This is a genomic window from Halorhodospira abdelmalekii, assembly GCF_016583625.1.
GTDB lineage: Bacteria > Pseudomonadota > Gammaproteobacteria > Nitrococcales > Halorhodospiraceae > Halorhodospira > Halorhodospira abdelmalekii.
On record NZ_NRRN01000028.1, the window covers coordinates 1 to 24,656 of the forward strand.

The 24,656-nt window shown below is 65.6% G+C and carries 21 protein-coding genes; 12 read left to right on the top strand and 9 right to left on the bottom strand.

Annotated elements, in window-relative coordinates; translation table 11 throughout:
* Window positions 1–157, bottom strand: a 157-nt coding sequence (locus CKO15_RS08095) for a MerR family transcriptional regulator (protein WP_207124001.1), incomplete at its 3' end; no start/stop codon positions are given.
* Between the two features lie 168 nt (window positions 158–325).
* Window positions 326–811, bottom strand: coding sequence for a single-stranded DNA-binding protein (ssb, locus tag CKO15_RS08100; protein WP_200194759.1), 486 nt, complete (start codon window positions 809–811; stop codon window positions 326–328).
* Between the two features lie 398 nt (window positions 812–1,209).
* On the opposite strand from ssb, the gene uvrA reads away from it, so the two are divergent.
* Entirely contained in the window at window positions 1,210–3,771 is a 2,562-nt protein-coding gene (gene uvrA, locus CKO15_RS08105; protein WP_200194764.1) for an excinuclease ABC subunit UvrA, read from the top strand.
* On the opposite strand, the gene CKO15_RS08110 is transcribed toward uvrA, so the two are convergent.
* From CKO15_RS08110 to CKO15_RS08120, 3 genes are read right to left on the bottom strand one after another with little or no spacing between them, the layout of a single operon-like run.
* Window positions 3,763–6,210: a glycoside hydrolase family 65 protein gene (locus tag CKO15_RS08110; RefSeq protein ID WP_200194770.1), complete on the bottom strand. Its 2,448-nt coding sequence runs from the start codon at window positions 6,208–6,210 to the stop codon at window positions 3,763–3,765. The genes uvrA and CKO15_RS08110 overlap by 9 nt on opposite strands.
* Window positions 6,207–7,007, bottom strand: a complete 801-nt coding sequence (gene otsB / locus CKO15_RS08115) for a trehalose-phosphatase (protein ID WP_200194783.1) — start codon at window positions 7,005–7,007, stop codon at window positions 6,207–6,209. Before otsB ends, CKO15_RS08110 begins: the two co-directional genes overlap by 4 nt.
* A gap of 12 nt (window positions 7,008–7,019) precedes the next feature.
* On the bottom strand, window positions 7,020–7,772 hold the full coding sequence (locus CKO15_RS08120; RefSeq protein ID WP_200194789.1) for a beta-phosphoglucomutase family hydrolase: 753 nt from the start codon (window positions 7,770–7,772) through the stop codon (window positions 7,020–7,022).
* A gap of 331 nt (window positions 7,773–8,103) precedes the next feature.
* On the opposite strand from CKO15_RS08120, the gene CKO15_RS14380 reads away from it, so the two are divergent.
* Entirely contained in the window at window positions 8,104–9,627 is a 1,524-nt protein-coding gene (locus CKO15_RS14380) for a sensor histidine kinase (protein ID WP_200194798.1), read from the top strand.
* A 76-nt stretch (window positions 9,628–9,703) separates the two neighbouring features.
* The gene (locus CKO15_RS08130) at window positions 9,704–11,053 is read left to right on the top strand and encodes a sigma 54-interacting transcriptional regulator (RefSeq protein ID WP_200194809.1); all 1,350 of its coding nucleotides are present in this window, start codon (window positions 9,704–9,706) and stop codon (window positions 11,051–11,053) included.
* A 26-nt stretch (window positions 11,054–11,079) separates the two neighbouring features.
* On the opposite strand, the gene CKO15_RS08135 is transcribed toward CKO15_RS08130, so the two are convergent.
* Both CKO15_RS08135 and CKO15_RS08140 read right to left on the bottom strand, forming a co-directional pair.
* Complete coding sequence (locus tag CKO15_RS08135) at window positions 11,080–12,351, bottom strand: DEAD/DEAH box helicase (protein WP_200194815.1); 1,272 nt, start codon at window positions 12,349–12,351, stop codon at window positions 11,080–11,082.
* A gap of 442 nt (window positions 12,352–12,793) precedes the next feature.
* Window positions 12,794–14,080, bottom strand: a complete 1,287-nt coding sequence (locus CKO15_RS08140) for a M20/M25/M40 family metallo-hydrolase (RefSeq protein WP_200194827.1) — start codon at window positions 14,078–14,080, stop codon at window positions 12,794–12,796.
* A gap of 247 nt (window positions 14,081–14,327) precedes the next feature.
* On the opposite strand from CKO15_RS08140, the gene CKO15_RS08145 reads away from it, so the two are divergent.
* Window positions 14,328–15,053, top strand: a complete 726-nt coding sequence (locus CKO15_RS08145; protein ID WP_200194833.1) for a 16S rRNA (uracil(1498)-N(3))-methyltransferase — start codon at window positions 14,328–14,330, stop codon at window positions 15,051–15,053.
* A gap of 23 nt (window positions 15,054–15,076) precedes the next feature.
* Here the strand turns inward: CKO15_RS08145 and CKO15_RS08150 are convergent, their stop codons facing one another.
* Entirely contained in the window at window positions 15,077–16,897 is a 1,821-nt protein-coding gene (locus CKO15_RS08150; RefSeq protein ID WP_200194839.1) for a FimL-related protein, read from the bottom strand.
* Window positions 16,898–16,945: 48 nt separating this feature from the next.
* Here CKO15_RS08150 and CKO15_RS08155 point away from each other — a divergent pair, with 48 nt between their 5' ends.
* The 8 genes from CKO15_RS08155 to trxA all read left to right on the top strand — a co-directional run bounded on the left by CKO15_RS08155 (window position 16,946) and on the right by trxA (window position 23,884).
* Window positions 16,946–18,013, top strand: coding sequence for an FAD:protein FMN transferase (locus tag CKO15_RS08155; protein WP_200194845.1), 1,068 nt, complete (start codon window positions 16,946–16,948; stop codon window positions 18,011–18,013).
* A 23-nt stretch (window positions 18,014–18,036) separates the two neighbouring features.
* Window positions 18,037–18,906 (top strand): energy transducer TonB, encoded by an 870-nt coding sequence (locus CKO15_RS08160; RefSeq protein ID WP_200194851.1) that lies wholly within the window; start codon window positions 18,037–18,039, stop codon window positions 18,904–18,906.
* Window positions 18,907–18,979: 73 nt separating this feature from the next.
* Window positions 18,980–19,564, top strand: coding sequence for a YqgE/AlgH family protein (locus tag CKO15_RS08165; protein ID WP_200194863.1), 585 nt, complete (start codon window positions 18,980–18,982; stop codon window positions 19,562–19,564).
* Window positions 19,557–20,081 carry a Holliday junction resolvase RuvX gene (gene ruvX, locus CKO15_RS08170; RefSeq protein ID WP_200194875.1) on the top strand — a complete coding sequence of 175 codons (525 nt, stop codon included), beginning with the start codon at window positions 19,557–19,559 and terminating at the stop codon, window positions 20,079–20,081. The genes CKO15_RS08165 and ruvX overlap by 8 nt, the downstream gene beginning before the upstream one ends.
* 17 nt (window positions 20,082–20,098) lie before the next feature.
* Window positions 20,099–20,620 carry a bifunctional pyr operon transcriptional regulator/uracil phosphoribosyltransferase PyrR gene (pyrR, locus tag CKO15_RS08175; protein ID WP_200194887.1) on the top strand — a complete coding sequence of 174 codons (522 nt, stop codon included), beginning with the start codon at window positions 20,099–20,101 and terminating at the stop codon, window positions 20,618–20,620.
* Complete coding sequence (locus tag CKO15_RS08180; protein ID WP_200194893.1) at window positions 20,617–21,609, top strand: aspartate carbamoyltransferase catalytic subunit; 993 nt, start codon at window positions 20,617–20,619, stop codon at window positions 21,607–21,609. The genes pyrR and CKO15_RS08180 overlap by 4 nt, the downstream gene beginning before the upstream one ends.
* Window positions 21,606–22,901 carry a dihydroorotase gene (locus CKO15_RS08185; RefSeq protein WP_200194900.1) on the top strand — a complete coding sequence of 432 codons (1,296 nt, stop codon included), beginning with the start codon at window positions 21,606–21,608 and terminating at the stop codon, window positions 22,899–22,901. The genes CKO15_RS08180 and CKO15_RS08185 overlap by 4 nt, the downstream gene beginning before the upstream one ends.
* Window positions 22,902–23,026: 125 nt before the next feature.
* On the top strand, window positions 23,027–23,884 hold the full coding sequence (trxA, locus tag CKO15_RS08190; protein ID WP_200194912.1) for a thioredoxin: 858 nt from the start codon (window positions 23,027–23,029) through the stop codon (window positions 23,882–23,884).
* Here trxA and CKO15_RS08195 read toward each other — a convergent pair whose 3' ends face one another.
* Entirely contained in the window at window positions 23,885–24,652 is a 768-nt protein-coding gene (locus CKO15_RS08195; protein ID WP_200194914.1) for a lytic transglycosylase domain-containing protein, read from the bottom strand.
* Between the last annotated feature and the right edge of the window lie 4 nt (window positions 24,653–24,656).

A 24,656-nucleotide genomic window follows, 5' to 3' on the forward strand; every position in this document is an offset into this window, starting at 1 on the left:
CGATGAACTCCCGCAATTGGGCCTCAGTGTAAAGACGACGATTGCTGTCAGTCCGTGCCGCTGGAATGAGGCGCCCCTCGCGGTCCCAGCGCTGCAGGGTCTTGACCGAAACACCCAGCCGCTTCGCCGCCTTGCCTGTACTCATGGTGTTCTCCATGAGTCAAGAGTACACTATCGCGCATTTTTTGCAAGACTAGAGTCTAGCTCCCTCGTGCCAACCTTTTCTTTACAAAGAATCTTAGCCAAAAAAGCGAGACCCCCTACGTGACAAGGGCGGTCCCGCTTGGATTAGTCACCTATCTTTACAAAGCAAGATATATACGATTTAGAACGGGATATCGTCATCCGGCTCTGGGCCACCACCCTCACCAAACTGTCCGCGATTCGATGCACCGGGCGGTTCACTCATCGGCGCACCGGCACCGGCACCGGCTCGCTGCCCGTCTCCAGCCGGCATCGCATCGCCACCGCCGCCGCGCGAGTCGAGCATCTGCATCTCATTCGCGACGATCTCCGTGGTGTAGCGGTCTTGACCATTTTGATCCTGCCACTTGCGCGTCTGCAACCGCCCTTCGACGTAGACCTTGCTGCCTTTGCGCAGGTACTCGCCGGCGATCTCACCGAGTCGGTTGAAGAAGACGATCCGGTGCCACTCGGTGCGCTCTTGCTGCTCGCCGCTTTGCCGATCTCGCCACACGTCGGTCGTCGCCAGGGTCACGTTGGCCACCGCACTTCCGGAGGCCGTGTAGCGGACCTCGGGGTCCCTCCCCAGGTTGCCGATCAAGATAACTTTGTTGACGCCTCTAGCCATGGCCGAGCACCTCCATTCCGTCGCTCGTCTCTAATTGAGTCAGTGATTGATCTTGCCGCCAGCTCAAGCCTCGGCGCTGGAACTTTCTAGCACCACCCATCCTTTCTGGATCGAAGTGCGGACCGAACCGGACGGTCGCCCAATGTAGCGATTTTTGGCGGCCAGGAAAACTGCGCACAATGCGCACTGGCAGCCACCTACCTGGTCCGTCGCCTGGTCCGTCGCCTGGTCCGTCGCCTGGTCCGTCGCCTGTCTGGCCGGCCTGCCACCCGTGCCACCGGCCCCGGTATAAGCCCCGGTATACGCACGACACAGTACCGCTGCTACAATCGGACTTTAAGCACGCCGTAATCACGCCGTCTCTGCCGCTTAACACCTGTGACCGTAACCAACCCAGCATGGATCTGATCCGCATCCGCGGTGCGCGCACCCACAACCTCCGCAACGTCGACGTCGACCTGCCTCGCAACCGCCTGATCGTCATCACTGGACCCTCAGGCTCCGGCAAGTCTTCACTCGCCTTCGACACCCTCTATGCCGAAGGGCAGCGCCGCTACGTCGAGTCGCTATCGGCTTATGCGCGGCAGTTTCTCTCGCTGATGGATAAGCCCGATGTCGATCACATCTCTGGGCTGTCACCGGCGATCGCCGTCCAACAGCAAACGACCGGCCACAACCCGCGCTCGACCGTCGCTACGGTGACGGAGATCCACGACCACTTGCGGCTGCTCTTCGCTCGGGTCGGGACGCCGCTCTGTCCCACCCACGGCACGGCCCTCGAGGTGAACACCGTCACGCAGATGGTCGAGCGCATCCTCAGCGAGCCCGACGGCACCAAGATGATGCTGCTCGCCCCACTCGCAGAGGCCGGAGAAGAGGGGCAACGGGCGTGTGAACGACTCCGTGCCCAAGGCTTTATTCGCGTCCGCCTCGACGGTGAAGTCTATGAGCTCGACGCCCTCCCGCCCGCGATCGCAGCCGCAGCGCAGCGCATCGAGGCGGTGGTCGATCGCTTCCGGGTGCGTCCGGATTTAGCCAGCCGGCTGGCCGACTCTCTCGAGACAACCTTAGCCCAAAGCGCCGGCCTGGCGCTCGTCGCCTGGATCGATGAGCCGCAGCGTCCAGCGCTGCGCTTTTCGACGCGGCGCAGCTGCCCCGAGTGCGGCTACAGCACCGCGGTCTTGGAGCCGCGGATGTTTTCGTTTAACAACCCCGAGGGGGCCTGTCCAAGCTGTGACGGTCTTGGCTACACCGTCCGCTCTGCAGACTCAGCGGACGCAGCAGACGCGGCGGAAAGAGCGGATGCAGCCGTCGCCCCCTCCCAGAAGCAGTGCTGCCCGAGCTGCGCCGGGGCGCGTCTGAACGAGCGGGCGCGCCACGTCGCCGTCGCCGGCCACCGCCTACCCGAGCTGAGCGCCCTCTCCATCGCCGAGGCCCACCAGAGCTGCTGCAACCTCGGTCTGAGCGGTGCCCGCGCCGAGATCGCCGCCCCGATCGTCGATGAGCTCGAGCGCCGCCTGCGCTTTCTCGATGAGGTCGGACTCGGCTATCTCACCCTCGATCGCCCCGCCGGCTCGCTCTCCGGCGGCGAGGCGCAGCGCATCCGCCTAGCGAGCCAGATCGGCGCCGGACTCGTCGGTGTGCTCTATGTCCTCGATGAGCCCTCAATCGGCCTCCACCCACGCGATCACGCCCGCCTGCTCGAAAGCCTCTGCCGCCTCCGCGATCTCGGCAACACCGTTGTCGTCGTCGAGCATGAGGAGAGCGCGATGCGGGCCGCCGACTTCCTTCTCGACATGGGCCCGGGCGCCGGCGTCCACGGCGGCCAGGTCGTCGCCAGTGGCACCCCGGCAGCGGTTGCCGCTGCACCCGACTCGCTCACCGGCGCCTTTCTCAGCGGGCATCGCCGCATCTCCCTACCGCCGCGCCGTTCGACCGAGCACGCCCCTACGCTCACCCTTCACGGCGCCAGCGGCCATAACCTGCAGGGGCTCGATGTCGCCATCCCGTGCGGCGTGCTCACCTGTGTCACCGGCGTCTCCGGCTCGGGCAAATCGACCCTGATCAACGACACCCTCTACCGCTGCGCAGCGCGCGAGCTCAACGGCGCCCGCACGCAGCCGGCCGCGCACGACCACATCACCGGGTTGCACCACTTCGATCAGGTCGTCGCTATTGACCAGCGCCCGATCGGCCGCACCCCGCGCTCCAATCCTGCGACCTACACCGGGCTATTCGGCCCGCTGCGCGAACTGCTCGCCGCCACCCCAGAGGCGCGTGCGCGCGGCTACACCCCAGGGCGCTTCTCCTTCAACGTCCGCGGTGGCCGCTGCGAAGTCTGTCAAGGCGAAGGCGTCAAGCGCGTTGCCATGCATCTGCTCCCCGATCTCCACGTCACTTGCGATGCCTGTAACGGCGCCCGCTTCAACCGCGAGACCTTGGAGATCCGCTATCGCGGCTATAACGTCGCTGCCCTCTTAGCCCTAACCGTCGAACAGGCGCGCGACTTCTTCGCCGCCATCCCCGCCATCGCCCGCCGGCTCGACGCCCTCTGCGAGGTCGGGCTCGACTACTTACACCTCGGCCAGAGCGCCACGACCCTCTCCGGCGGTGAGGCGCAGCGCGTCAAACTCGCCCGTGAACTGGCCCGCCGCGAGCACGGACGCACGCTCTATATCCTCGATGAGCCGACCACCGGTCTGCACTTTACCGACGTCGAGCAGCTGCTCGGTGTGCTGCAGCGGCTCTGCGATCACGGCAACACGGTCGTGGTCGTCGAACACGATCTCGACGTGATTAAATCAGCCGACTGGGTGATCGACCTCGGCCCGGACGGCGGCGGCGCCGGCGGCCAGCTCATCGCCGCTGGCCCGCCGGAACACGTCGCCGCAAGCAGCCACGGCCACACCGCTGGCTACCTGCGCCGCGCCCTAGCAGCGGCAGGCGCCACACTAGTCTGAGGCCGGCGCTCCAGTCGGCAGCTCCAGCGACTGCCCCTGCTCCAGGGTGTAGATCCGCCTCCGGTAGCCCATCTCAATCGGCGGACAGGTCCCCTCTTCCAGGCTAACCACTAGGCGCACATGATTGACCAGGATGGTGATCCAGTGGCCGCGGTAGTGGATCTTGTGCTGGACCTGGTGCAATCCATCGGGGAGCATGGGATCGAGCCACAGCACCCCCTCGCGCAGTTCCAAGCCGGTGTACCCGCGCAGCGCCAAATCGACGGTACCGGCCATCGCCCCGAGGTGGATGCCCTCTTTGGTCGTGCCGCCCTGGACGTCGGCGACATCGCTCATCAGGGCATTGCCGAATAGATCCCACGAGCGCTGCCGATCGGAGCGCGCCAACACCCAGGAGTGGACGATGTTGCTCAGCGTCGAGCCGTGCGAGGTGCGCGCCTCGTAGTACTCGATATTGGCGTGGATCATCTCCGGGTTGAAGTCGTACCCCATGTGCGCGAGCAACTCCTTAAGCTGCTGCGAGGAGAAGAGGTAGAAGAGCATCAGCAGATCGGCCTGCTTGCTCGCTTGGTAGCGGTTGACGTCGTCGCCCTCGGCCTCCAGGAGCCGATCGAGGCGCTGAATGTCACCGTGGCGGGCGCGCAGCCCCTCCCAGTCGAGCGGTTCGAGCTGCTCATAGCCTTCGAACTGGCTGATGATGCAGCCGTCGTCGCCGTGGAAGGGGACAAACATCCGCCGGCTGACCTCGTCCCAGCGCTGCAACTCGGACGCATCGATACCGAGGCGCTGCAGCAGATCGTCGCGTTGCGTCGGGGCGAGAATGGCCAACGCCTCGCCGGCGGTGCGCAGACACCACGCCGCCATGACGTTCGTATAGGCGTTGTTATCGAGCCCAGCCTCGTCGCGATCGGGATAGCGGGTGTGAAACTCATCGGGGCCGACGATGCCACGGATCACGTACCGCTCCTTCTGCGGGCAGTGCTCGGCGATGCTGGCCCAAAACTGCGCGATGCTCAGCATCATCTCGGTCCCGGCAAACCCCATAAACTCGATATCGCCGGTGACCTCATAGTAACGCCAGACGTTGTGCGCCACTGCAGCATTGATGTGTCGCTGCTTGTAGGTCGTATCCGGGAGCCAGCGGCCCGATTTCGGGTTGAGATGCAGGATCTGGCTCTCCTCGCGCCCATTGCTGCCGCTTTGCCACGGGTACATCGCCCCCCGCAGCCCTAAGTCGTAAGCAGCCCAGCGCGCCTCCGGCAAGCGACGATAGCGATACATCAGTAGCGCCCGGGTGATCTCCGGCATGTGGAGGTTAAGCAGCGGCAAGATGAAGAGCTCATCCCAGAAGATATGGCCGCGATAGGCTTCGCCGTGCAGCCCCCGCGCCGGCACGCCGACGTCGAGATCGATGGTGTGCAGCGAGGTCGTCTGCAGCAAATGGAAGATATGCAGCCGCAGCACCAGCTGCTCTTCGAGCACGCCGTTGCCCTCAGCCCGCAGCTCGATATCCCACCAGTTCCAGTAGCGCTCCCAGGCCCGCCGGTGCGAGGCGAGAAGCGACTCGAACGACTCTGCCCGCGCCAGCTCAAGCTGGGCATCGTGCGCCGGCTCACAGATCGCCCGATCGCGCGCCGAGAAGAAGGTCGCCACTTTCTCTACTGTGATCGGCCGCCCCTGTTCACAGCGCACCTGGATATCGTGACCGACGAAGTCACCCTCGACCACCAAACGGCGCCCCTGCTCCACCGGCTCGCCATCACTGCCACTGACCTGCGTCCGGGCCGCATGGGCCAGCGCCACCCGCGACTGATTGGTCATGCTGCGCAGCAGCACCGAGTCGGCGGCCAGTTCGCACTTCTCCAGCACCTCAAGATGTTTCGTCTCAAGCTGCCGGTAGCGCACCACCCCAAGATTCTCGACCCCGCCGTCGATCCCGGAGCGCACCACGATCTCTCCCGACCAGTTGAGTGGTTCGAGCTGCCAGTGCAGGGCCGCGAAGTGGCTCAGCCCCATGTGCACGATTCGTCGACTGATCAGGCGGGTCTCGCGCCCCTGCGGATCACGAAAGTGCAGCGTGTAGGTCAGGATGCCGTGGCGGATATCGAGCTGCTGCTTGAACTCCAGCCACTCGACCCGGTCGAAGTCGAGCCACTCGCCCTCGCCTGCAGGCCGGAAATTCAAGCAGAGCCAATTCGGCAGGTTGACCAGGTCCTCGTTCTCGACTTCACGCCCAGAGACGACGCTGGTGCGTCGGTTGAAGCCACCGGCCATATACGTTCCAGGGTAGTGGACATCGCCGGCACTCGCCCCCTCGAAGGCGCCACGCGTGGCAAAGCGGCCGTTTCCGAGTGTGCACAGGGCCTCCCGGTGCTGCTGATGGTCTGGCTCCCAACCGCTGTACTCCATACACCAAGCCGAGGTCTTCGGTAGGTTCATGCCGCACTGCCCCCTTGCAACAGACGTTCAAAAAAAGCACCGACGTGCTCAACGCTCGCCAAGCGATACTCCGCCGCCGTCTCCCGCTCGAGCTCGCCGACGAAGACCCCGATGCCACGTCCTTGCAGGGCACGGAAGGCGTCCTCATCGGTCCAGTCGTCGCCGAAGTAGAGCGGGGTGACGTGCGGGCGATCGAGGCCAAGCGCCTCAAGCAGCCACAACACGGCTCGCCCCTTATCCCACGCCACATCGGGCTGCAACTCGAAGACCATCTTGCCCTTGCCGACCCGCAGCTGCGTGTAGCGTGCCCCAATCTCCTGCACGATCTCGGTGAGTGTCGGGCGTTGCGCCTCGGCGACGTGGCGATAGTGGATGGCAAGCGCGAACGCCTTACGCTCAAACGCCCAGCCGGAGAGGCTACCCAATCTTTGTTGCAGTTCGTCCTGCGCCTGATCGAGGGCTGCAACACAGGCCTCACCCGCGGCGTTGCGCTGGCGCAAGTCACCCGGCCCAGCGATATCGAAGCCGTGGCTGCCAGCGTAGTAGACCGAGTTGAGACCGACGAAGTCGCGCAACGTCGTCAGGTCACGACCGCTGACTAGGGCGACCGTGTGGACCTCGGCTAGGCGCCCGAGCACATCGCGCATCTGCGGGCTGAGCACCGCCTGTGCCGGGTCGTCGACAATCGGCGTCAGTGTCCCGTCGTAGTCTAAAAAGAGGGGGGTCGTCTGGCCGGCGAGCCGGCCGAGCAGCGCCTCTTCGACCCCGGGGGTGAAGAGATCTGCGGGGGCTGTCATAGCGCCTCCTTCTCAACTCTCACTGAGTTCGGTCAACCGCGTCACGGTGACTTGCGCCCCGTGACGGGCTAAATCGTCGTGATTGCCGTGGCGCGCCACACCGACGACCAGTCCAAATTCGCCGGCGGCACCGGCCTGGACCCCGGAGATGGCGTCCTCGAAGACCACGCACGCCGCTGGGGGCTCGCCGAGGCGCCGTGCGGCCTCGATGAAGATATCGGGGTCCGGTTTGCCCTTCAGCCCCAGCTCGCGCGAGACCGCACCATCGACCCGAGCATCGAAAAGCGGCTCGATTCCCGCTGCCCGGATCATCGCCTGGCAGTTGAGACTGGAGGAGACGATCGCACTCTTCATGCCGGCGACACGCCACTGCTCGAAGGCCTCCCGCCAATCGTCGAAGACCTCCACGCCGTCACGCGCCAACACCTCTTGCACCATGGCATCCTTGCGTTGGCCTAAGCCGTGCACCGTGTCGCACTCGGCCGCGTCGTCCTCGCTTCCTTCCGGCAGCTCGATGGCCCGCGACTGGAGAAAGTTGCGAACCCCGGCGTGGCGTGGCAGTCCATCGACGTAGGCGAAGTAGTCGTCCTGCACGTCGAAGGGGCGAAACGGCTCGTTGCGCGCCGCGTAGTAACGCTGCAAAAAGGCATCGAACATCGCCTTCCACGCTTGTGCATGGACCGTTGCGGTCTGGGTGACCACGCCGTCCATATCGAAGATGGCGGCCCGAAACCGGGTCACCTCGACCACACCGTGATGACTCATGACTTTTGACTCCTCCATCGGGCTCGCGACGGCCATAGTCGTGAAGAGGGGATGGCGGTACGATAGTTTTGCCGCCGTGCGGATGCAACGGCCGACTGCGCTTGCAGTCGCTCGGCTCTCACTTCGCTCACAGCCGCCGCAGCCTTCTTTTGTCCGTTGGCCACCCTTCTCAAGCCATCGCCGGCAGCCCTTGCCCCTAACCGTCGCTGCGGCTTTCGCCCTGAACTGTAAGACGCAGTGTCGGTCGTAGGGTATGAACCGCTCCAACAGAACGATAGACCGAGCTGCCGTTGCTGCGGCGCTCCTCGACCTTGAAGGCCGCCCGCAATCGATGTCTCGTCTCCGTCTTCCACTCGATATCCCATCGCTTCTCGGCCGCCCGAAATCGCTGCTGCGGCTGGTGCTGATCGGCTTTGCGCTGGTCAGCGCACCGCTGATCACGGCGCTGGGTGTCGCGGCCTGGTCGGTCGATCGCCTAGCCGGTGAGGGCGAGCTGGCCGTCTACGAAGCCATCGGGGTGACACAGGAGAGCGCCCGTATGGCCCGCTTAGCGACCGACATGGAGCGTGCCGCGCGGCAGCATTTAATTTTCGACGATCCAACCTCGATGCGCGACTACCGACAGTGGCGCCGTGACTTAGCCGCCGCCGGCGGCATTCCCGGGAGCATCGGCCCGGCGGAGGCCGACTGGATCCACCGCGGGGTTCGCATTGTCGAGTCGACCCTGCTTGTGACCCTACTGCTCAAAGAGCACGAAGCGATCGCGGCGCATCAGCGCGTCCCCGAGCTGATCATGGCGCTGCATCGGTCGGTTGCAGCCGTCTCCGCCGCCGGCTACGACCGCATTGACCGCGAAGTCGACCGCATGGCCGCCTTCTCCGAGCAGGCGCGCGAGATCCTCGTCTGGCACTCGCTCGCTGCGATCCCCGTCACCATCCTCTTCATGGTCTACTTCGCACGCCGCATCCACCGCCCCATTCACGCCCTCGGTGATGCCATCCGGCGTCTCGGTGCCACCCGCTTTGAAGAGCCGATCCGCGTCGCCGGGCCGCGCGATCTGGAAACCCTCGGCGAAGAGCTCGACTGGCTGCGCCAGCACCTCTCCGCACTGCAAAATCAGCGCCAGCGTTTTTTGCGCCACTTCTCCCACGAGCTCAAAACGCCACTAGCCGCCGTCCTTGAGGGGACCGAACTGCTGCGGGAGCGCACCATCCGCAACCACCCGGAACAGGCCGATGAGATCATCGACATCGTGCGCGAAAACAGCCACGAACTGCGTCGGCAGATCGACAATTTGTTGCGTTTCGCACGGCACGGCGAGGCCATCCAGCGCCCTACCGAGCACCAGTTGCTCGATTTCACCGCGCTGATTCGCGATGTCGTCGAGCGCCACACGCTGCCGGCGCGCCGCCGCGGTGTCGAGATCGCTCTTGAGCTTGAGGAGCAGACGATCTACGGCGATCGCCAACAGCTCACCACGGTCATCGATAACCTTCTCTCCAACGCCCTGCGCTTCTCTCCCGACGGCGGCACCATCGCGGTGGCCCTCCGCCGCAGCGCCGATCAGCTTGAGCTCTCGGTCAGCGATCAGGGCGAAGGCATTCCGGAATCAGAGCGCGCGACGATCTTCGAGCCGTTTCGCCAGGGCAGTGCTCGCGGTCGCAGCTCAGTCAAAGGCAGCGGCCTCGGTCTGTCGCTGGTCCGCGAACATATCGCTGCGCACGGCGGTCAGATTGAAGCAGAGCGCGCCGGTGAGGGCGGGGCGTTGCTGCGTGCCACCCTACCCGCGCCAAAGCGTCCCGACCCAACGGGCCAACGGGGCCAACGGGGCCAACAGGACCCACGGGGCCAATGAGGCCAACAAGCCCAAAGGGACCAAAGAGGTCAGGCGGGCAGCCGGACCCAACCGAGTCAGGAGAGCAACCACGACCATGAGCGAACGCGCCCGAATCCTCGTCGTCGACGACGACCCGAGCCTTTGCCGACTGCTCGAGATGCGATTGCAGAGCGCTGGCTACGCACCGACGACCTGCGAAAGCGGGGAACGTGCCCTAGCCGAACTCGAACGCGAACCAGCCAATGCCGTCGTCACCGATCTGCGTATGGACGGCATGGATGGGTTGGCGCTATTCGAGGCGATACGCCAGCGCTGGCCCGCACTGCCGGTGATTATTCTCACCGCCCACGGCTCGATCCCGGACGCTGTCGAGGCGACCCGACGCGGCGTACAGGGCTTCTTGACTAAGCCGTTCGACGCCGCCGAACTGCTTGAACAGCTCGAAAAGGCCGTCCTCCACGGCGGCGGCCGCGGCTCGGCGTCGGCCCGCGAAGCCGGTCTGCGCCACGGCCTGCACACCCGCAGCCCGCGCATGGAGGCAGTGCTCGAACGCGCCCTGCTCGTTGCCGACTCCGAGGCAAACGTACTGATCCGCGGCGCCAGCGGCACCGGTAAGGAGGTCATTGCCCGCGCCATCCACACCAGCAGCCCACGCGCCGACGGCCCCTTCGTCGCCGTAAACTGTGGGGCGATTCCGGAGACGCTGCTGGAGTCGGAGCTCTTCGGTCACGTCCGCGGCGCCTTCACCGGCGCTGATCGCGACCGCGAAGGGCTCTTTCGCGAAGCCGACGGCGGCACGCTCTTTCTTGATGAGATTGGAGATATGCCGCTGCAGCTGCAGGTGAAGCTGCTGCGCGCCCTGCAGGAGCAGGTGGTGCGCCCACTCGGCGGGCGCCAGGGGGTAGCAATCAACGTTCGGGTGCTCTCAGCCACCCACCGCGATCTTGATGCGGCACTGGCCGATGGCAGCTTCCGCGAGGATCTTTACTTTCGCCTAGCAGTCGTCGGCATCGAACTGCCGCCACTGGCTGAACGTCGCGAAGATATTCCGCTGCTGGCGCGTCACTTTCTCGGTGAGGCCGCGCGCCGACACGGGCGAGCGGTCCGCGACTTCTCGCCGGAGGCAATCGAGACCATGGCGCAGGCCGACTGGCCGGGCAATATCCGGCAGTTGCAAAACGTGATCGAGCAGTCGGTCACGCTGTGTACCAGCGAGGTCATCCCCGACGACCTCGTCCGCCAGGCGCTGCGCCAGGACAACCAACCGGCGGTGCCGACACTCGCCGCAGCGCGCGCGAGCTTTGAACGCGACTACCTGGTTCGCCTGCTGAAACTGACCGAGGGGAATGTCAGCCGTGCGGCGCGCCTCGCTGGACGCAACCGCACGGAGTTCTATCGCCTGCTCAGCCGGCACGAGCTGCAACCGATCGATTTTAAGCGCTAGTTTAAACGCTAGCGAGCGGGCGCTGGCTAGCTGGGACGCCGACTGCTATGCCCACTCGGACCTCCTGGCCCGCGTGACGACGTAGAGCGCCCGGCGGCGGCGGAGGGACGCCGCGGCGGTGGCCCGGAGCGACGGCTCGGCGGCGGCCCGGAGCGGCGCCGCTGAGTCGGCTCGAATCCTTCGAGCACTTGCAGCGGGATGTCGGCCTTGACGGTGCGCTGGATCGCTTGCAGCTGTCGGCGCTCATCGCCACCGACGAACGACCACGCCGAGCCGTGATCGCCACCACGCCCGGTCCGCCCGATGCGGTGGACATAGTCGTCGGGGTTGTTGGGCAGGTCGTAGTTGACGACGTTCGCCAGCCCCGTGATATCGAGCCCGCGCGCGGCCACGTCGGTGGCGACCAAGGCCCGCACCGAACGCCGCTTAAAGGCGTTGAGGGCACGACCGCGCTGGCCTTGGCTCTTATCGCCGTGGATCGACTGCGCCCGAATGCCGGCGCGCTCAAGCTGCTCGGCGAGGCGGTCGGCACCGCGCTTGGTGCGGGTAAAGACCAACACCTGATGCCAATTGCGCGACCCGATCAGATGGCTTAACAGCTCGCTCTTACGGTGCGAGTCGACCAGGTAGGCCGCCTGCTCCACCGCCTCAGCCGCGGCGTTGCTGCCACCCATCTCGATCAGCTGCGGGGCGTTGAGGAAACGCTGCGCCAAACCACGCACCGCACCCGAGAACGTCGCCGAGAAGAGCAGCGTCTGCCGATGCGCCGGTAAGGTCTTGACGATGCGCTCGATCGCCGGCTTAAAGCCCATATCGAGCATGCGATCGGCCTCATCGAGCACCAAGATGTCGACTCCACCGAGCTGCACGTTGCCGCGCTCTAAGTGATCAATCAGACGCCCCGGGGTGGCGACCACGATATCGACCCCACGGCGTAGGATCGCGGTCTGCTTGCCCATCGGTGCCCCGCCGTAGATCTCGGCAGCACGGATCGGCAGATACCGGCCATAGGTGCTCACACTCTGCTGCACCTGGGCGGCCAACTCACGCGTCGGCGTCAGGACCAAGGCGCGCACTCGCGGCGTACGCTGCCGCTCCGCCCCATCGTTGACGCGCTGAAGCATCGGCAGCGTGAAGGCCGCCGTCTTGCCAGTGCCCGTTTGCGCGCTGGCCATTACATCACCACCGTTTAGCACGGCAGGGATCGACTGCATTTGAATCGCCGTCGGGGTGGTGTAGCCCTGTTGCTTGACCGCACGCAACAACTCCTGGGAGAGGCCCAGAGAATCAAAAGACATAGAGAACTCCTAAAAACGGGTTAACGAGCGCCAAGGCACCAGCCGACGTGCGACCGGAGAATAGATAGGAAGTCATCGAGGAAAGGCCTTGGCGCAGCGATCCACGACCGGTTCGAGGGTACCGGACCGGTGATCGCCACCCGCAAAAGCGGAGCGTTGTTCGGCGGTAACCTGGGCCTGTCAGCGAATTAGCGAGCAGGCCTCTGCAAACACAAATCGACTGTAACACGTCCGCTGACGAATAGCTATTGAAATATTAGTGCCCCAGTATAAGTGCGCGGAGACAAGGGCACGGGGCAAGGTACGGCCGGCGCGGGGCGTCCCCGCCCCCGCCAGCCACAGCAGCTGCAGCTGCAGCTGCACACCAAGCACAGCTGCACACCGGCCAGACGCCGCCCACTGGGAGCGGCGAAGGGCGCGGTGCTTGTACAGCGTGCACCGCCTACTTCGACGCCGCTGCAGCCTCGTCCTCCTTGTCCTCCTTAATCGCGGCCAGCCCGGGGTGGCCCAATCCGCTGACCTGATCGAGCCGCGGGTGGCCCTGGCGGAAGAGCTCACGCAGACTGCCTTGTCCATCGTCTCGCCGATCAAGCTCTTGCAGCGTGGCAGTCACGGCGTGGATCGCCGCGATGACATCGCCGGTGTAGCCAGTCTCCGAGATCGTATGCATGTTGCGGATCGGGATACCGATCGAGGCGGCGACGCAGTCGACGTTGGCCAGCACCCCGGCCATCCCGTCGGTGCCGGTGTCGCGACCGCTGACATCGCGCTGGAAAGGGATCTCGTGCTGGCGCGCCACCTGCTGCAGTACCGCGTTGAGCTGCTCGCTGGTGATCGCCCCACAGCTGAAGGTAAAGCCCTTGCCCATGCTCAGCGGCTGGAAGCGCTTATCGCCGACGCCGGGAGCGGCGACGTAGTCTTGATTGACATCGACGGCAATCAGCGCATCGGGCTTCAGCTCGCCAGCCATAACCCGGCTGCCGAAGCGACCGATCTCCTCGTAGCTGGCCATCGTAAAGAGGACGCGGACGTTCTCGGGGCCACCTGCCGCCGCGATCAAACGCGCGACCTCGGCGGTGACAAAGCAACCGAGGCCGTTGTCGAGGTAGGCGCCGTAGAACGTATCGGGGCCGAAGCCGCGGCGAATCGGACGGTTGAGCAAGATCGGATCGCCGGGGCGCACCCCAAGCTTTTCGACCTGCGCCTTCGGCTCGTCGCCGTGGATCTGCAGCTCCAGATAGAGCTGCTCTTTCTTCACCCCCTTATCGCCGCGGCGCACTGCTTCCTCGGCAAAGTGGATCGCACCGAGCGCCTCGATGGTGCCGCCTTCAAGGCGCCGATACGTCCCCGGAGCCTCGGGATCTTCACTAAAGAGGGTCACCTCATGACCGAGCAGCGTCCCCGGTAGAAAGGAGTCGCTATCGACCCAGATCTTGCCGTCCTCACCGATGCTGCGCACCTGCAACCGAATCTTATCGGCGTGCCCGACGACCATGATCCTAAAGCGCTCTTCGTCGCCGGGATGGGTGTCGAAGACGATCCCGGCGTGCCCCTGGAAGCGGTGAATGGCCCATCCATCGGGGCGGAACGACTCGAAGTACGGCTCGATCACCCCGAAGGTCATCGCGGCCTCAAGACCGATCGGACTCGGCGCGGCGAGCACGTCACGCATGCGCGCAAACTGCTCTTCGGGCATCGCTTCGGTCCACGGCTTCTCAGTTGCTGTCATGCAGGTTCTCCCTGTTGTTGCTGTACGATTTCGATAGCCGACCGACTGCGGCACTGCGTATAGGGTGACGGTCGATCCACGCTGTGTGTACCAATCTGACAAACCCAGCAGTGAAAACTGCTCTTGTTCTAATTATCGCCCATTCTGCAGCCCCTTCGCCAGCGCAATACCACCTCGCTCTGATAGGCTGCGTGCTTATCAAAGAGGCCGCCCCTTACGGCCTCTACCCCCTCTTACGGAGAGACCGATGGCTCGACTCTACGTCCCGCTCCCCCTAACTCCCGGCGCGCAACTCGAACTGCCTGCCAACCCGGCAGCACACGTTCGGGCACGCCGGCTGAGCGTCGGCGACCGCGTCACCCTCTTCGACGGCAACGGCGGTGAACACCCCAGCACCCTACTCGCTATCGAGCGGCGACGCATCTGCGTCGAAGTCGGCCCACAACAGCCGACCGAACGCGAACTCCCGGCCCGCGTCGTCCTCATGCTGGCCGTTGTGAAGGGTGAACGCATGGACGTGGCCGTTGAGAAGGCGACCGAACTCGGTGTCGGCGCCATCGTCCCGCTGCTCACCGAACGCACTGTGGTGCGCCTTGAGAAGAGCGCGCGGGCCGCCAAACGCCGCCAGCACTGGCGAGCGGTCGCGGCCAGTGCCTGCGAGCAGTGCGGCCGCAACCGCTTGCCGGAGATCGATGAACCCCGCCCGCTGGCACAGGCCTGGGCGACCCTGGATGATGCACCGGCACGACGCCTAGTCCTGAGCCTACAGGCCGAGGAACCGCTCAGCACTCTGACGGCAGCCACCGGCACAGTGCTCTTAATCGGCCCCGAAGGCGGTCTAAGCAATGCGGAACTGGCGGCCGCTGCGGCCCACGGTTTTATCCCGGCTGCCGCTGGAAGACGCACCTTGCGTACCGAGACCGCAGCCATCGCCGCGCTGAGCACGGTGGTCAGCGCCCTCGGTGAGCTCTAGCACGACTCTGACGCGGCTACTCGCTAAGAAGAGCTTCCGGCCGTATCCGCCAAGACGTTGGCAGCGGGCAGCCGCAGCGTGAAGGTCGTACCGCCCGCGGTGATGGTCTCAAGATCGAGCAACCCGCGCAGCTGACGCACTGCCGCCGCCACACGCTCCATGCCGTCGCCGCGGGGCCTCTGTCTCGCATCCTCTGCTGCTGTAGCACTCCAGTGATGGGCACTGACTCCGGGCATAGAGACCAGGGTCAGGATCTCACCGCGGGTCAGCAGCGGCGCCTCATCGGGCACATAGTCGGAGAGCTGCTGCTGGAGACGCTCGACGTCGATCCCCGCCCCATCGTCGCTGAGTGCAATCCGTAGCGCCCCCGTCCTCTCCAACGATGCCTGCAGGCGCAGCTTGCCGCGCCGCGACTTACCGCTGCGTTGGCGCTGATCAGGGGCCTCGATGCCGTGGCAGACAGCGTTGCGCAGCAACTCATCAAGCGCCTCACGCAGAGGTGCCACGACGGCCGCCTGTAACTCACCTGCCGCAGCGACCACCTCGAACTCGATCAACCGGTGATTCCGCTCCGCCTCGCGCCGGAGTAGTGCGCACCATTCGGCATAAAGCGGCGTCAACATACCCAGGGATGAGGCCTCTGACTCCAGCAGCAGCGGCTCTTCGACGGCCTTCGGTTTCGCAGTTATAGCCGGCGTGGTGGGCGGCGGCAGCGCCAACAGCGGCCCCGGCTCTGCCGGCGCGCGCGCAATCTCTCGCGCCCTATCCCACCCAGCGCTCTGCGCTACAGGCGACTGCCCGAACGGCTGCCGCGGCACCCATACCGCGTCCGCCGTGCGCGGCTGATCGTCTGCTGGCTGCGTCTGCCGACTCTGCGGACCCTCCGGCAAGACCCACTCACCCCGCGGCAGCCGTGCTATAGCCACACTGAGCAACATCCACCGGCCACCGCCCTCCCACACCTCTTGTGCTGTACTCTCGCTCAACTCAGCACAGCGCGCTAGCAGGGCCTCGACCAGCGATGCCGGCGGCGTCCCGGTCAGCGCCGCAGCCGGGGCAGTCAGTCGCCGCAGCTCGCGGTCGTAGCCGGCCAGCGTCCGTTTATCGGCCACACTCAGCGGTTCGGCCTGCGCCGAGAGCATTTCGATCAAACCGAGCGCTGCCCAGCACGCACTGCCGGCCGCGCTGTTGCCGAGACTCTGCTCCAGCCGCTCCAGCAGCGACTGCATCGCCTGCAGCGACTGCTGCTGCCCCGCCCACTCCTCGCCACGAAGCAGTTCCAGCACCGCCAGCTGGTAGGGCCAGCGCGCGCGCCGCGCCCGCACCTCGATAGCCGCCTCCCAGGCGCGCGGCGCCTGCGGATCGAGGCACTGGCGCAGCAGTGCCAGGCAGTCGTAGCGAGGCGCACCGCGGGCATAGCGCAAGCGATCGATCCAAGCGGTAATGGCCGCTAGCGGATCGTCACCACGCACCACGCCTTCGAGCACTTCGTTGCAACCGGAGAGCGCGCTGTGCAACTCGCTGCGCAGCTGATCACGGTCGACTCTATCCGCCACCGCACCGCAATCCGCCGTCAAGTCCGTCGCAGCATCAATCGCCCCTAGCTGCTCTAACCCGGCATCAATCTCTGCGCTCAAAGACTCGAGCTCTGGAATCGCCAGAAAGCGAAAGCCGCTGCTCAGCCGCTGCACGGCAGCCCGTGCCCCGGCAATGGCACCCCCCCTCTCACCAGCGGCTTTCAGGCGCACCACAGCGGCATCAAGCCCTTCACGCAGCTGCGGCAAAAGGGGCAAAAGTGCCTGGGCCCGCGCGCCCGGAGCGTAGATCTCCTGTCTCTTTTTCATGGCTTCGTTACAATGCCATAGATCGCCCTTACCAACGTGATATCGCCCATGAAGAGCCTACACTTAACCGCCTGCGGCACTATTGCTGCTGCCCTGCTCAGCCTCGTCTTGCTCGTCAGCGGCTGTCAGCGCGACAGCGCACCTCCTGAACCACTGCGCTTTATGGCGCTCGGCACCACGGTCGAGATCCGCATCACCGATGCAGGGCAAGCCGATGCGGCAGCCGCGCTCGGTGCCGCCCGCGCCGAGATCGACGCGGTGCATGAGGCGTGGCATCCGCGCTACGGCTCCGAACTCGGCATGCTCAACGAGCGCTTAGCCCGCGGCGAGTCGATGCAGATCAGCGACGAACTGCGCCACTTGCTGACACGGGCGCGGCAGGTCGAAGAGGCCAGCGCCGGCCGCTTCAGCCCGGCGATCGGCGGCTTAACCGAGCTGTGGGCCTTCTCCAGCCACGACGGTCCCCTCCAGCAGCCGCCCGATGCGGAGAAATTATCGCGCTGGGTCGAGCAGGCACCGCGGCTGACCGATCTGCACATCGACGCCGATAACCGAGTCCGCAGTGAGAACGACGCCGTCCGCCTCGATCTCGGCGGTATCGGCAAGGGCTACGCCGCCGGCCGTGCCGTCGCCGCCCTGGCTGAACACGGGGTGCGCGCCGGTATGGTCCATATCGGCGGCGATTTGGCGACCTTGGGCCTCCCCGAGCCGGGGCGCGACCGACCCTGGCGCATCGGCGTGCGCGATCCGCGCAGTGACGGCATCCTGGCCACCGTAACTGCCGAGGCCAATCAAGCCGTCTTCACCTCGGGCGACTACGAGCGGGCTTTCAAGCACGACGGCCGCCTCTACCACCACATCCTCGATCCGACGACCGGCTATCCGGCCATGGGCAGCCGTTCGGTCACCGTCATCGACAGCGATCCGGTGCTAGCCGACGCCGCAGCAACGGCGCTGTTCATCGCCGGCCCGCAGGCGTGGCACACTGTCGCCAAGCAACTCGGGGTGGGCTACGTGCTGCTGATCGATCGTCACGGCGAGGTATGGATGACAACGGCGATGGCCGAGCGTGTCGAGCTGCGCTACGAGCCACCGGCGCTCCACATCGCCGACTAGCCAATGAGTCAAGAGGCAGCACCTTGAACCGCCGCGTCCCGCACGCATCTCTTCCCGAACTCGACGGCGACCGGCTTGGCATGTCGCTTTTCCTCGCCGTAACCGTCCACGCCCTTGTTGTGCTCGGGGTGGGGTTAACTTGGGAACTGGCCCCACGCGCTACCGAACCGTCGATGATGGAGGTGACGCTGGCGCAGATCGAGGCCGAACGCCCCCCCGAGGAGGCCGATTTTCTCGCCGATCTCGATCAGGATGGCGGCGGCTTCGCGGAAGAGGCACAGATCCCATTGCCTTTAGCCGGTGAGCCGGTTCCCCCGCTCGACGCCCCAAGCGGCGAACCGGGCGGCGGCAGCAGTGCCCCCCCTCCCGAACAGCCGCAGCAGATCACCGCCGAAACCGCAGAGCGCGCCTCGGCAACTGAAACCGCACCGGCGGAGCCGACCCCGCAGAGCGAGCAGGAGCATCCGCGCAACGCTCAAGATCCGGCCACCGCCGAGATCGCCGAACTGCAACGCCGCCTGAGCCAACCCCGTGAGCCCTCCAAGCGCTTCTTAAACGCGCGCACGCGCGCCCACGATGCCGCCGCCTACATGGAGCAGTGGACGCGCAAGGTTGAGCGCATTGGCAATCTGAATTACCCCGATGAAGCCCGCAACCGTGGTCTTTCGGGCCGTCTCATTCTGGAAGTCACCCTGATGCCAGACGGCTCGCTCGACTCCGCCCGCATCGTGCAACCCTCCCGCTACCATCTGCTCGACGAGGCCGCCGTGCGGATTGTCAAACTCGGCGCCCCTTTCGCCGAAGTCCCCGAGGCGGTCATGGATGGACACGACCGGCTCGTCATCACCCGCACCTGGGAGTTCGTCGACGGCGAGGGACTGCGCACCCAGTAGTGCGAAGTGAAGAAACACCCCAGCTTGCCGCACGCCCTTGTCTACACCGCCGCTGGTGACCGATACTACCCCCATGAGCGAACGGCACTTGCAAGCAGAAGATGGCGCACACTTGGCGAATCACTTTCTGATCGCCATGCCGAGCTTGGCCGACCCGAACTTTTCGCAGACGGTCACCCTCCTCTGCGAGCATTCGTCGGCCGGGGCGATGGGGATCGTCGTCAACCGCCCAACTGACGTCAAACTCGGCGACCTCTTCGCCCATCTTGAGCTTGAGGTCAGCAACTCGAGCCCACAAGAGCAGACAGTCTTTGCCGGCGGCCCGGTGCAACGCGAACGCGGCTTTGTCCTCCACCCCCCCGATGAGCGCTGGGAGGCGTCGCTGCGGATCTCCGAAGAGATCGCCATCACCACCTCGCGCGATATTCTCGTTGCGCTCGCACGCGGCGATGGCCCGAAGCAGAGTTTGGTTGCTCTCGGCTACGCCGGCTGGGGAGCGGGTCAACTGGAGCAGGAGCTGGCACAGAACGCATGGCTCTCCGGCCCAGTCGACCCCCGGGTCATCTTTGCAACCGAGACGGCAAAGCGCTGGCGTGCCGCCGCCGCTCACATGGGCATCGACATCTCGCTACTCTCATCGGAGAGTGGTCATGCCTGAGCATCCCTCAGACACGAGCGCCGGGAGGACACCCAAACCTCCTGCAGAGGCGGCTCTGGCCGAGCGCACCGAGGCGGCGCGCTACGATACCGCGACCCTCGGTACAGTGCTCGGCTTCGACCCCGGTGCGCGGACAATCGGTGTCGCCGTGGGCGAGGCGTTGCTCGGCTCGGCCCGAGCACTTAGCTGCCTGCGCGCCGATGACGGCCTGCCGCGATGGGCCGAGGTCGATGCGTTGCTTGCGGAGTGGTCACCGCAGCTGCTGCTCGTCGGCCTGCCGCGTCACGCCGACGGCAGCGACTCAAACAGTACGCAGACCGCCCGGCGGCTCAGCCGCGCGTTAGAAGCGCGCTACGCGCTACCGGTCGCCACCGTCGATGAGCGCCTCTCTTCACATGAGGCGACACAGCGACTGGAGGCGCGCAGCCCGAGTCGGCGCCGCTCGCAGCGCAACGCCGATCGGCTCCACGCCGAGGCTGCAGCCGTAATCGTTGAGACCTTTTTAGCGCAGATTTAGCGCAAGCCGAGGTCCCCATGAACACCTCGCAACTCGATGCCGTCCAGCTTATCAATCAGGTCGCCGAGCGCTTGAACGAGCGACTGGCGGTTATTGCGGATATCGACCCCGCCCCACAGCTCGTCGGCATTCACACCGGCGGGGTGTGGGTCGCGCACGCCCTTCAGGAGCGGCTGCACCTCCCGGCCCCGGTCGGCACACTGGAGGTCGCCTTCCACCGGGATGATCACACCACCACGGGGCTGAAGGCCGCCGTCCAGCCCTCGGAGATCCCGGTCTGCGTCGATCGGCGCGTGCTCGTCCTCGTCGATGATGTCATCCACACCGGCCGCACGAGCCGTGCCGCACTTAATGCCCTGTTCGACTATGGCCGCCCCGCACAGGTGTTGCTCGCGGCGTTGATCGACCGCGGCGGCCGTGAACTCCCCATCCAGCCCGATATTGTCGGTGTGCGCATCGAGATGCCGCGAACACAGCGTCTGAAACTGCTTGGCCCCGAACCGCTGCGCTTTGCCTGTGAGTCGGAGCGCCCCACATGAGTGTACAGCTCGACGCCGAAGGCCGGCTGCGCCACCTGCTGACCACAGAGGGGCTGCCACGCGACCTACTCACCCGCATTCTCGATACCGCTGAGTCGTTCTCGGGCGTTCTCGGCAAGTCGGTCAAAAAGGTCCCGCTGCTGCGGGGGCGCACTATCATCAACCTCTTTTTTGAGCCGAGCACGCGCACCCGGACGACCTTCGAGCTCGCCGCCCAGCGCCTCTCTGCCGATGTCCTTAACCTCGATGTAGCGACCTCTTCGACCAGTAAGGGCGAGAGTCTGCTCGATATGCTGCACAACCTTGAGGCGATGCAGTGCGACGCCTTCGTCGTGCGCCACGCCGATAGCGGCGCTGCCGAGCTCATCGCCCGCCACGTCGCCCCGGGGGTCGCCGTTATTAACGCCGGCGACGGGCGCCACGCCCACCCGACCCAGGCGCTGCTCGATGCCTTCACCATTCGCCGCGTCAAGGGGCCGCTCGAACCGCTCACCATCGCCATCGTCGGCGATATCCTCCACTCGCGGGTCGCGCGCTCTCAGCTCCACGTGCTGCGCACGCTCGGGGCCGGCGAGCTGCGCCTGATCGCCCCGCGTACCTTACTGCCGCGCCACTGCGAGCAGTTCGGCGCGCGACTCTTCGAGGATATGGAGAGCGGGCTGGCTGGCGCCGACGTCATCATTATGCTGCGTCTGCAACGCGAGCGCATGAGTGGTGCCCTCCTGCCGAGCGAGAGCGAATACTTTAAGCGCTACGGATTGACTGAAGAGCGCCTGCAGCACGCCGCGGCCGAGGCCATCGTGATGCATCCAGGGCCGGTCAACCGCGGCGTCGAACTCGACCCACGCGTTGCCGACGGGCCACGCTCGGTCATCTTGCAGCAGGTGACCAACGGAATCGCCATACGCATGGCAGTCATGGCGATGATCTTGGGCGGCTACAACGAGCCGGCAATCGCCAGCGCCAGCGATGAGGAGGAGAGCGGGTGAGCCGGGTGCACATTCGCGGCGGCACAATCATCGACCCCAGCACAGCAGGCCACGGCACTATTGAGGCCGATCTCTATATCGCTGCCGGCCGCATCGTCGGGATCGGTTCACCACCGGCCGACTTCACCCCCGATCGGACCATCGCAGCCGACGGCCAGCTCGTCGTCCCCGGGCTGATCGACCTTGCCGCACGCCTGCGCGAACCTGGCAGCGTCCGCAAGGGCGGTATCGTCCCCGAAGCGCGCGCTGCCGCCGCTGCCGGCATCACCACCCTGCTGCAACCTCCCGATACGCAGCCGGTGACTGATACTCCGGCGGTCGTCGAACTGATCCACAACCGCTCCCTTGAAGCGGGTGGAGCCCGTGTCCACCCCTTGGGCGCGTTGACCCGCGCGCTGGCCGGCGAGCACTTGACCGAGATGGCCGCGCTGCGCGATGCCGGGTGCCCAGGCTTGAGCGACGGCGGCCAGCCGATCCGCAACACCCTGGTGCTAAGCCGAGCACTCGACTACGCGGCCACCTTCGATATCCCGATCGTACTCACTCCGCAAGATCCCGACTTAGCAGCCGCCGGCCTGGTCCACGACGGCGCAGTGGCCACCCGCTGCGGTCTACCCGGACAGCCGGTGGCCACTGAGACGGCCGCCGTCGGCCGCCTTCTGGCGCTCGCCGAAGAACGCGGGGTGGCGATCCACATCGGCCGCCTATCGAGTGCCCGTGCCGCTCAGATGATCGCCGAAGCACAGCGGGCCGGGCTCCGCGTCAGCGCCGACACCGCAGTTCACTACCTGCACCTAACGGAAGAGGATTGCAGCGGCTATAACACCACTGCCCACGTCTGCCCACCGCTGCGCAGCGCCGAAGATCGCGCCGGACTCCGTCACTACGTCGCCAGTGGCGCGATCGGCGCTCTATGCTCCGATCATCAACCGCACGACCCGGACGCCAAGGCGTGCCCCTTCGCGGCGAGTGAACCGGGGATCAGCGGCCTCGATACGCTGCTAGCCCTTACCCTGCGCCTGGTCGACGAGGGCGTGCTTGATCTACGCCAGGCCATCGCCCGGCTGACCTGCGGCCCCGCCACGGCGCTTCGACTCAACGCCGGAACGCTCCAAATTGGCGCCGTAGCCGATGTAACCCTGATCGATCCGCGGCAACGCTGGCACGTTTCGCCCGAGACACTGCACAGCCGCGGCCACAACACCCCTTTCCTGGGCTGGGAGCTGACCGGCATTGCCACCACGACGCTCGTCGCTGGCGAAGTCGTCTACCAGGCCGCAGCCGCGCGCTAACACCTCACGCGGCCTGGAACTATTTAAGCGCTCCTGCCGCAGAGTGCGGCTTCGCCCGCCGGGTTTTTGTGGTATCCTCGTACCCAGTCGATATTCCTAATGTTTTTCGGATGATGGAGGCCAACTTGAGCACCTCGCCGCATGTGATCGAGATCACCGCTGAAAATTTCAAAGAGCAAGCGCTCGACGCCTCCTTACAGCAACCGGTGCTGATCTACTTCTGGGCCCAGTGGTGCGAGCCGTGTAAAACACTGAGCCCACTGCTGGAGCGGTTGGCGGATGAGTACCGCGGCGGCTTTCGACTGGCCAAGGTCGACTGCGATCAACAGCAGCAGCTGGCGATGCAGGTCGGCATTCAGAGCCTACCGACCGCGCTACTGATCAAAGAGGGTCAGCCTGTCGATCAGTTCGTCGGCGCCGTCCCTGAGGGAGAGCTGCGCAAGTGGCTCGGACAGCACGTTGAAGCCCCTCCCGCCGACCCCTTGACCGAGGGCAAGGCCCTACTGCTTGAGGGCCGTGCCGCCGAGGCCGTTCCCTACCTGCGTACCGCGCAGCGGCAGCGCGGGGACACCGAGAGCACGCTGGAACTCGCCCGCGCCTTGCTTCAAAGCGGAGAGAGCGATGAGGCCTGCGCGCTCGTCGAGGCCCTGCCCAGCGATGAGCGCAACGACCCGCGCGCGCAAGCGATCTTGAGCCGCAAGGAGCTCGCCGAACAGGTCAAGGACCTGCCCGACCGCGCCAGCCTTGAGCAGCAGCTCGCTGCCACACCCGAGGACGACGGTGTGCGCATGCACTTGGCGTTGCAGCTGATCGTAGCCGGCGACGAGCTCTCGGCCTTAGAGCACTTGCTACACCTAATCCGGCACGATCGGGAACGGCGTGATGAGGCGCATCAACTCGCCCTGAAGACCCTCGGCATCCTCGGCCCCGAACATCCCGAGGCACGGCGCTATCGGCAGAAGCTCTTTCAGCTTCTACACTGACTAGACCGCGTCAAGACCGTAGCCGCTGCGCTTAAGCACCCGCTCGATGAAGGCGCGCGTCTCACCAGGGGCGGATTGCTCCAGCAACCGCCGCAGATCCTCGAAGCCGTGCAGATCAGGATTGGAGAGCAGATGGCGGTAGACGTTGCCCGGCCCCCAGTTGTAGGCGGCCAAAGCCAGCCACAGGGCCATAGGCTCGCCGAAGTCGGCATAGCGCTGGTGCAGGTATGCCAAGTAGTGGCTGCCGAGCAAGATGTTGACCCGGGGGTCGGCCAGGTCCTCGGGCGTGATCTCATCGCCGTCGAGCTCAGCAAAGCGCTGCAACCAATCGGCCTGATGCTTGGTAACCCGGTTCACCATATCGACGGCAACGACCGGACGCACCTGCATCAGACCGACCGCCCCGGCCGAGCTGACCACTGCTGGACGAAAATCGCTCTCGGTGCGCACAACCGCGCGGATCAAGTCGGCATCAAGCCCGGTCGCCTGGGACGCCTCGGCAATCAACCGCTCAAGCAGCGACATCGAGATGGCCCGGTTCGACCCGATCTCCAGGGAACGGCGAATCTCGTAGTCGTCGAGCAACCACTCGATCACCGCCGGCGACACCTTAGGCAGCGCCGCCTCCGTGCGCGCTCCCCCGCTCCCGTGCGTCATCCACGGGGCGAGTGCACCAGGCGACGGCGGCTCGGCCTGGTGGTGGCGCACCACCACGACAACGGCCAGCACTCCGGCAAAGAGCCACGCCGAGAGGAGTAGTCTACGCATCTTG

Coding starts and splice junctions, on each gene's coding strand:
- ssb (WP_200194759.1), bottom strand. CDS start 811: ATGGCTAGAGGCGTCAACAAAGTTATCTTGATCGGCAACCTGGGGAGG.
- uvrA (WP_200194764.1), top strand. CDS start 1,210: ATGGATCTGATCCGCATCCGCGGTGCGCGCACCCACAACCTCCGCAAC.
- CKO15_RS08110 (WP_200194770.1), bottom strand. CDS start 6,210: ATGAACCTACCGAAGACCTCGGCTTGGTGTATGGAGTACAGCGGTTGG.
- otsB (WP_200194783.1), bottom strand. CDS start 7,007: ATGACAGCCCCCGCAGATCTCTTCACCCCCGGGGTCGAAGAGGCGCTG.
- CKO15_RS08120 (WP_200194789.1), bottom strand. CDS start 7,772: ATGAGTCATCACGGTGTGGTCGAGGTGACCCGGTTTCGGGCCGCCATC.
- CKO15_RS14380 (WP_200194798.1), top strand. CDS start 8,104: ATGTCTCGTCTCCGTCTTCCACTCGATATCCCATCGCTTCTCGGCCGC.
- CKO15_RS08130 (WP_200194809.1), top strand. CDS start 9,704: ATGAGCGAACGCGCCCGAATCCTCGTCGTCGACGACGACCCGAGCCTT.
- CKO15_RS08135 (WP_200194815.1), bottom strand. CDS start 12,351: ATGTCTTTTGATTCTCTGGGCCTCTCCCAGGAGTTGTTGCGTGCGGTC.
- CKO15_RS08140 (WP_200194827.1), bottom strand. CDS start 14,080: ATGACAGCAACTGAGAAGCCGTGGACCGAAGCGATGCCCGAAGAGCAG.
- CKO15_RS08145 (WP_200194833.1), top strand. CDS start 14,328: ATGGCTCGACTCTACGTCCCGCTCCCCCTAACTCCCGGCGCGCAACTC.
- CKO15_RS08150 (WP_200194839.1), bottom strand. CDS start 16,897: ATGAAAAAGAGACAGGAGATCTACGCTCCGGGCGCGCGGGCCCAGGCA.
- CKO15_RS08155 (WP_200194845.1), top strand. CDS start 16,946: ATGAAGAGCCTACACTTAACCGCCTGCGGCACTATTGCTGCTGCCCTG.
- CKO15_RS08165 (WP_200194863.1), top strand. CDS start 18,980: ATGAGCGAACGGCACTTGCAAGCAGAAGATGGCGCACACTTGGCGAAT.
- ruvX (WP_200194875.1), top strand. CDS start 19,557: ATGCCTGAGCATCCCTCAGACACGAGCGCCGGGAGGACACCCAAACCT.
- pyrR (WP_200194887.1), top strand. CDS start 20,099: ATGAACACCTCGCAACTCGATGCCGTCCAGCTTATCAATCAGGTCGCC.
- CKO15_RS08180 (WP_200194893.1), top strand. CDS start 20,617: ATGAGTGTACAGCTCGACGCCGAAGGCCGGCTGCGCCACCTGCTGACC.
- CKO15_RS08195 (WP_200194914.1), bottom strand. CDS start 24,652: ATGCGTAGACTACTCCTCTCGGCGTGGCTCTTTGCCGGAGTGCTGGCC.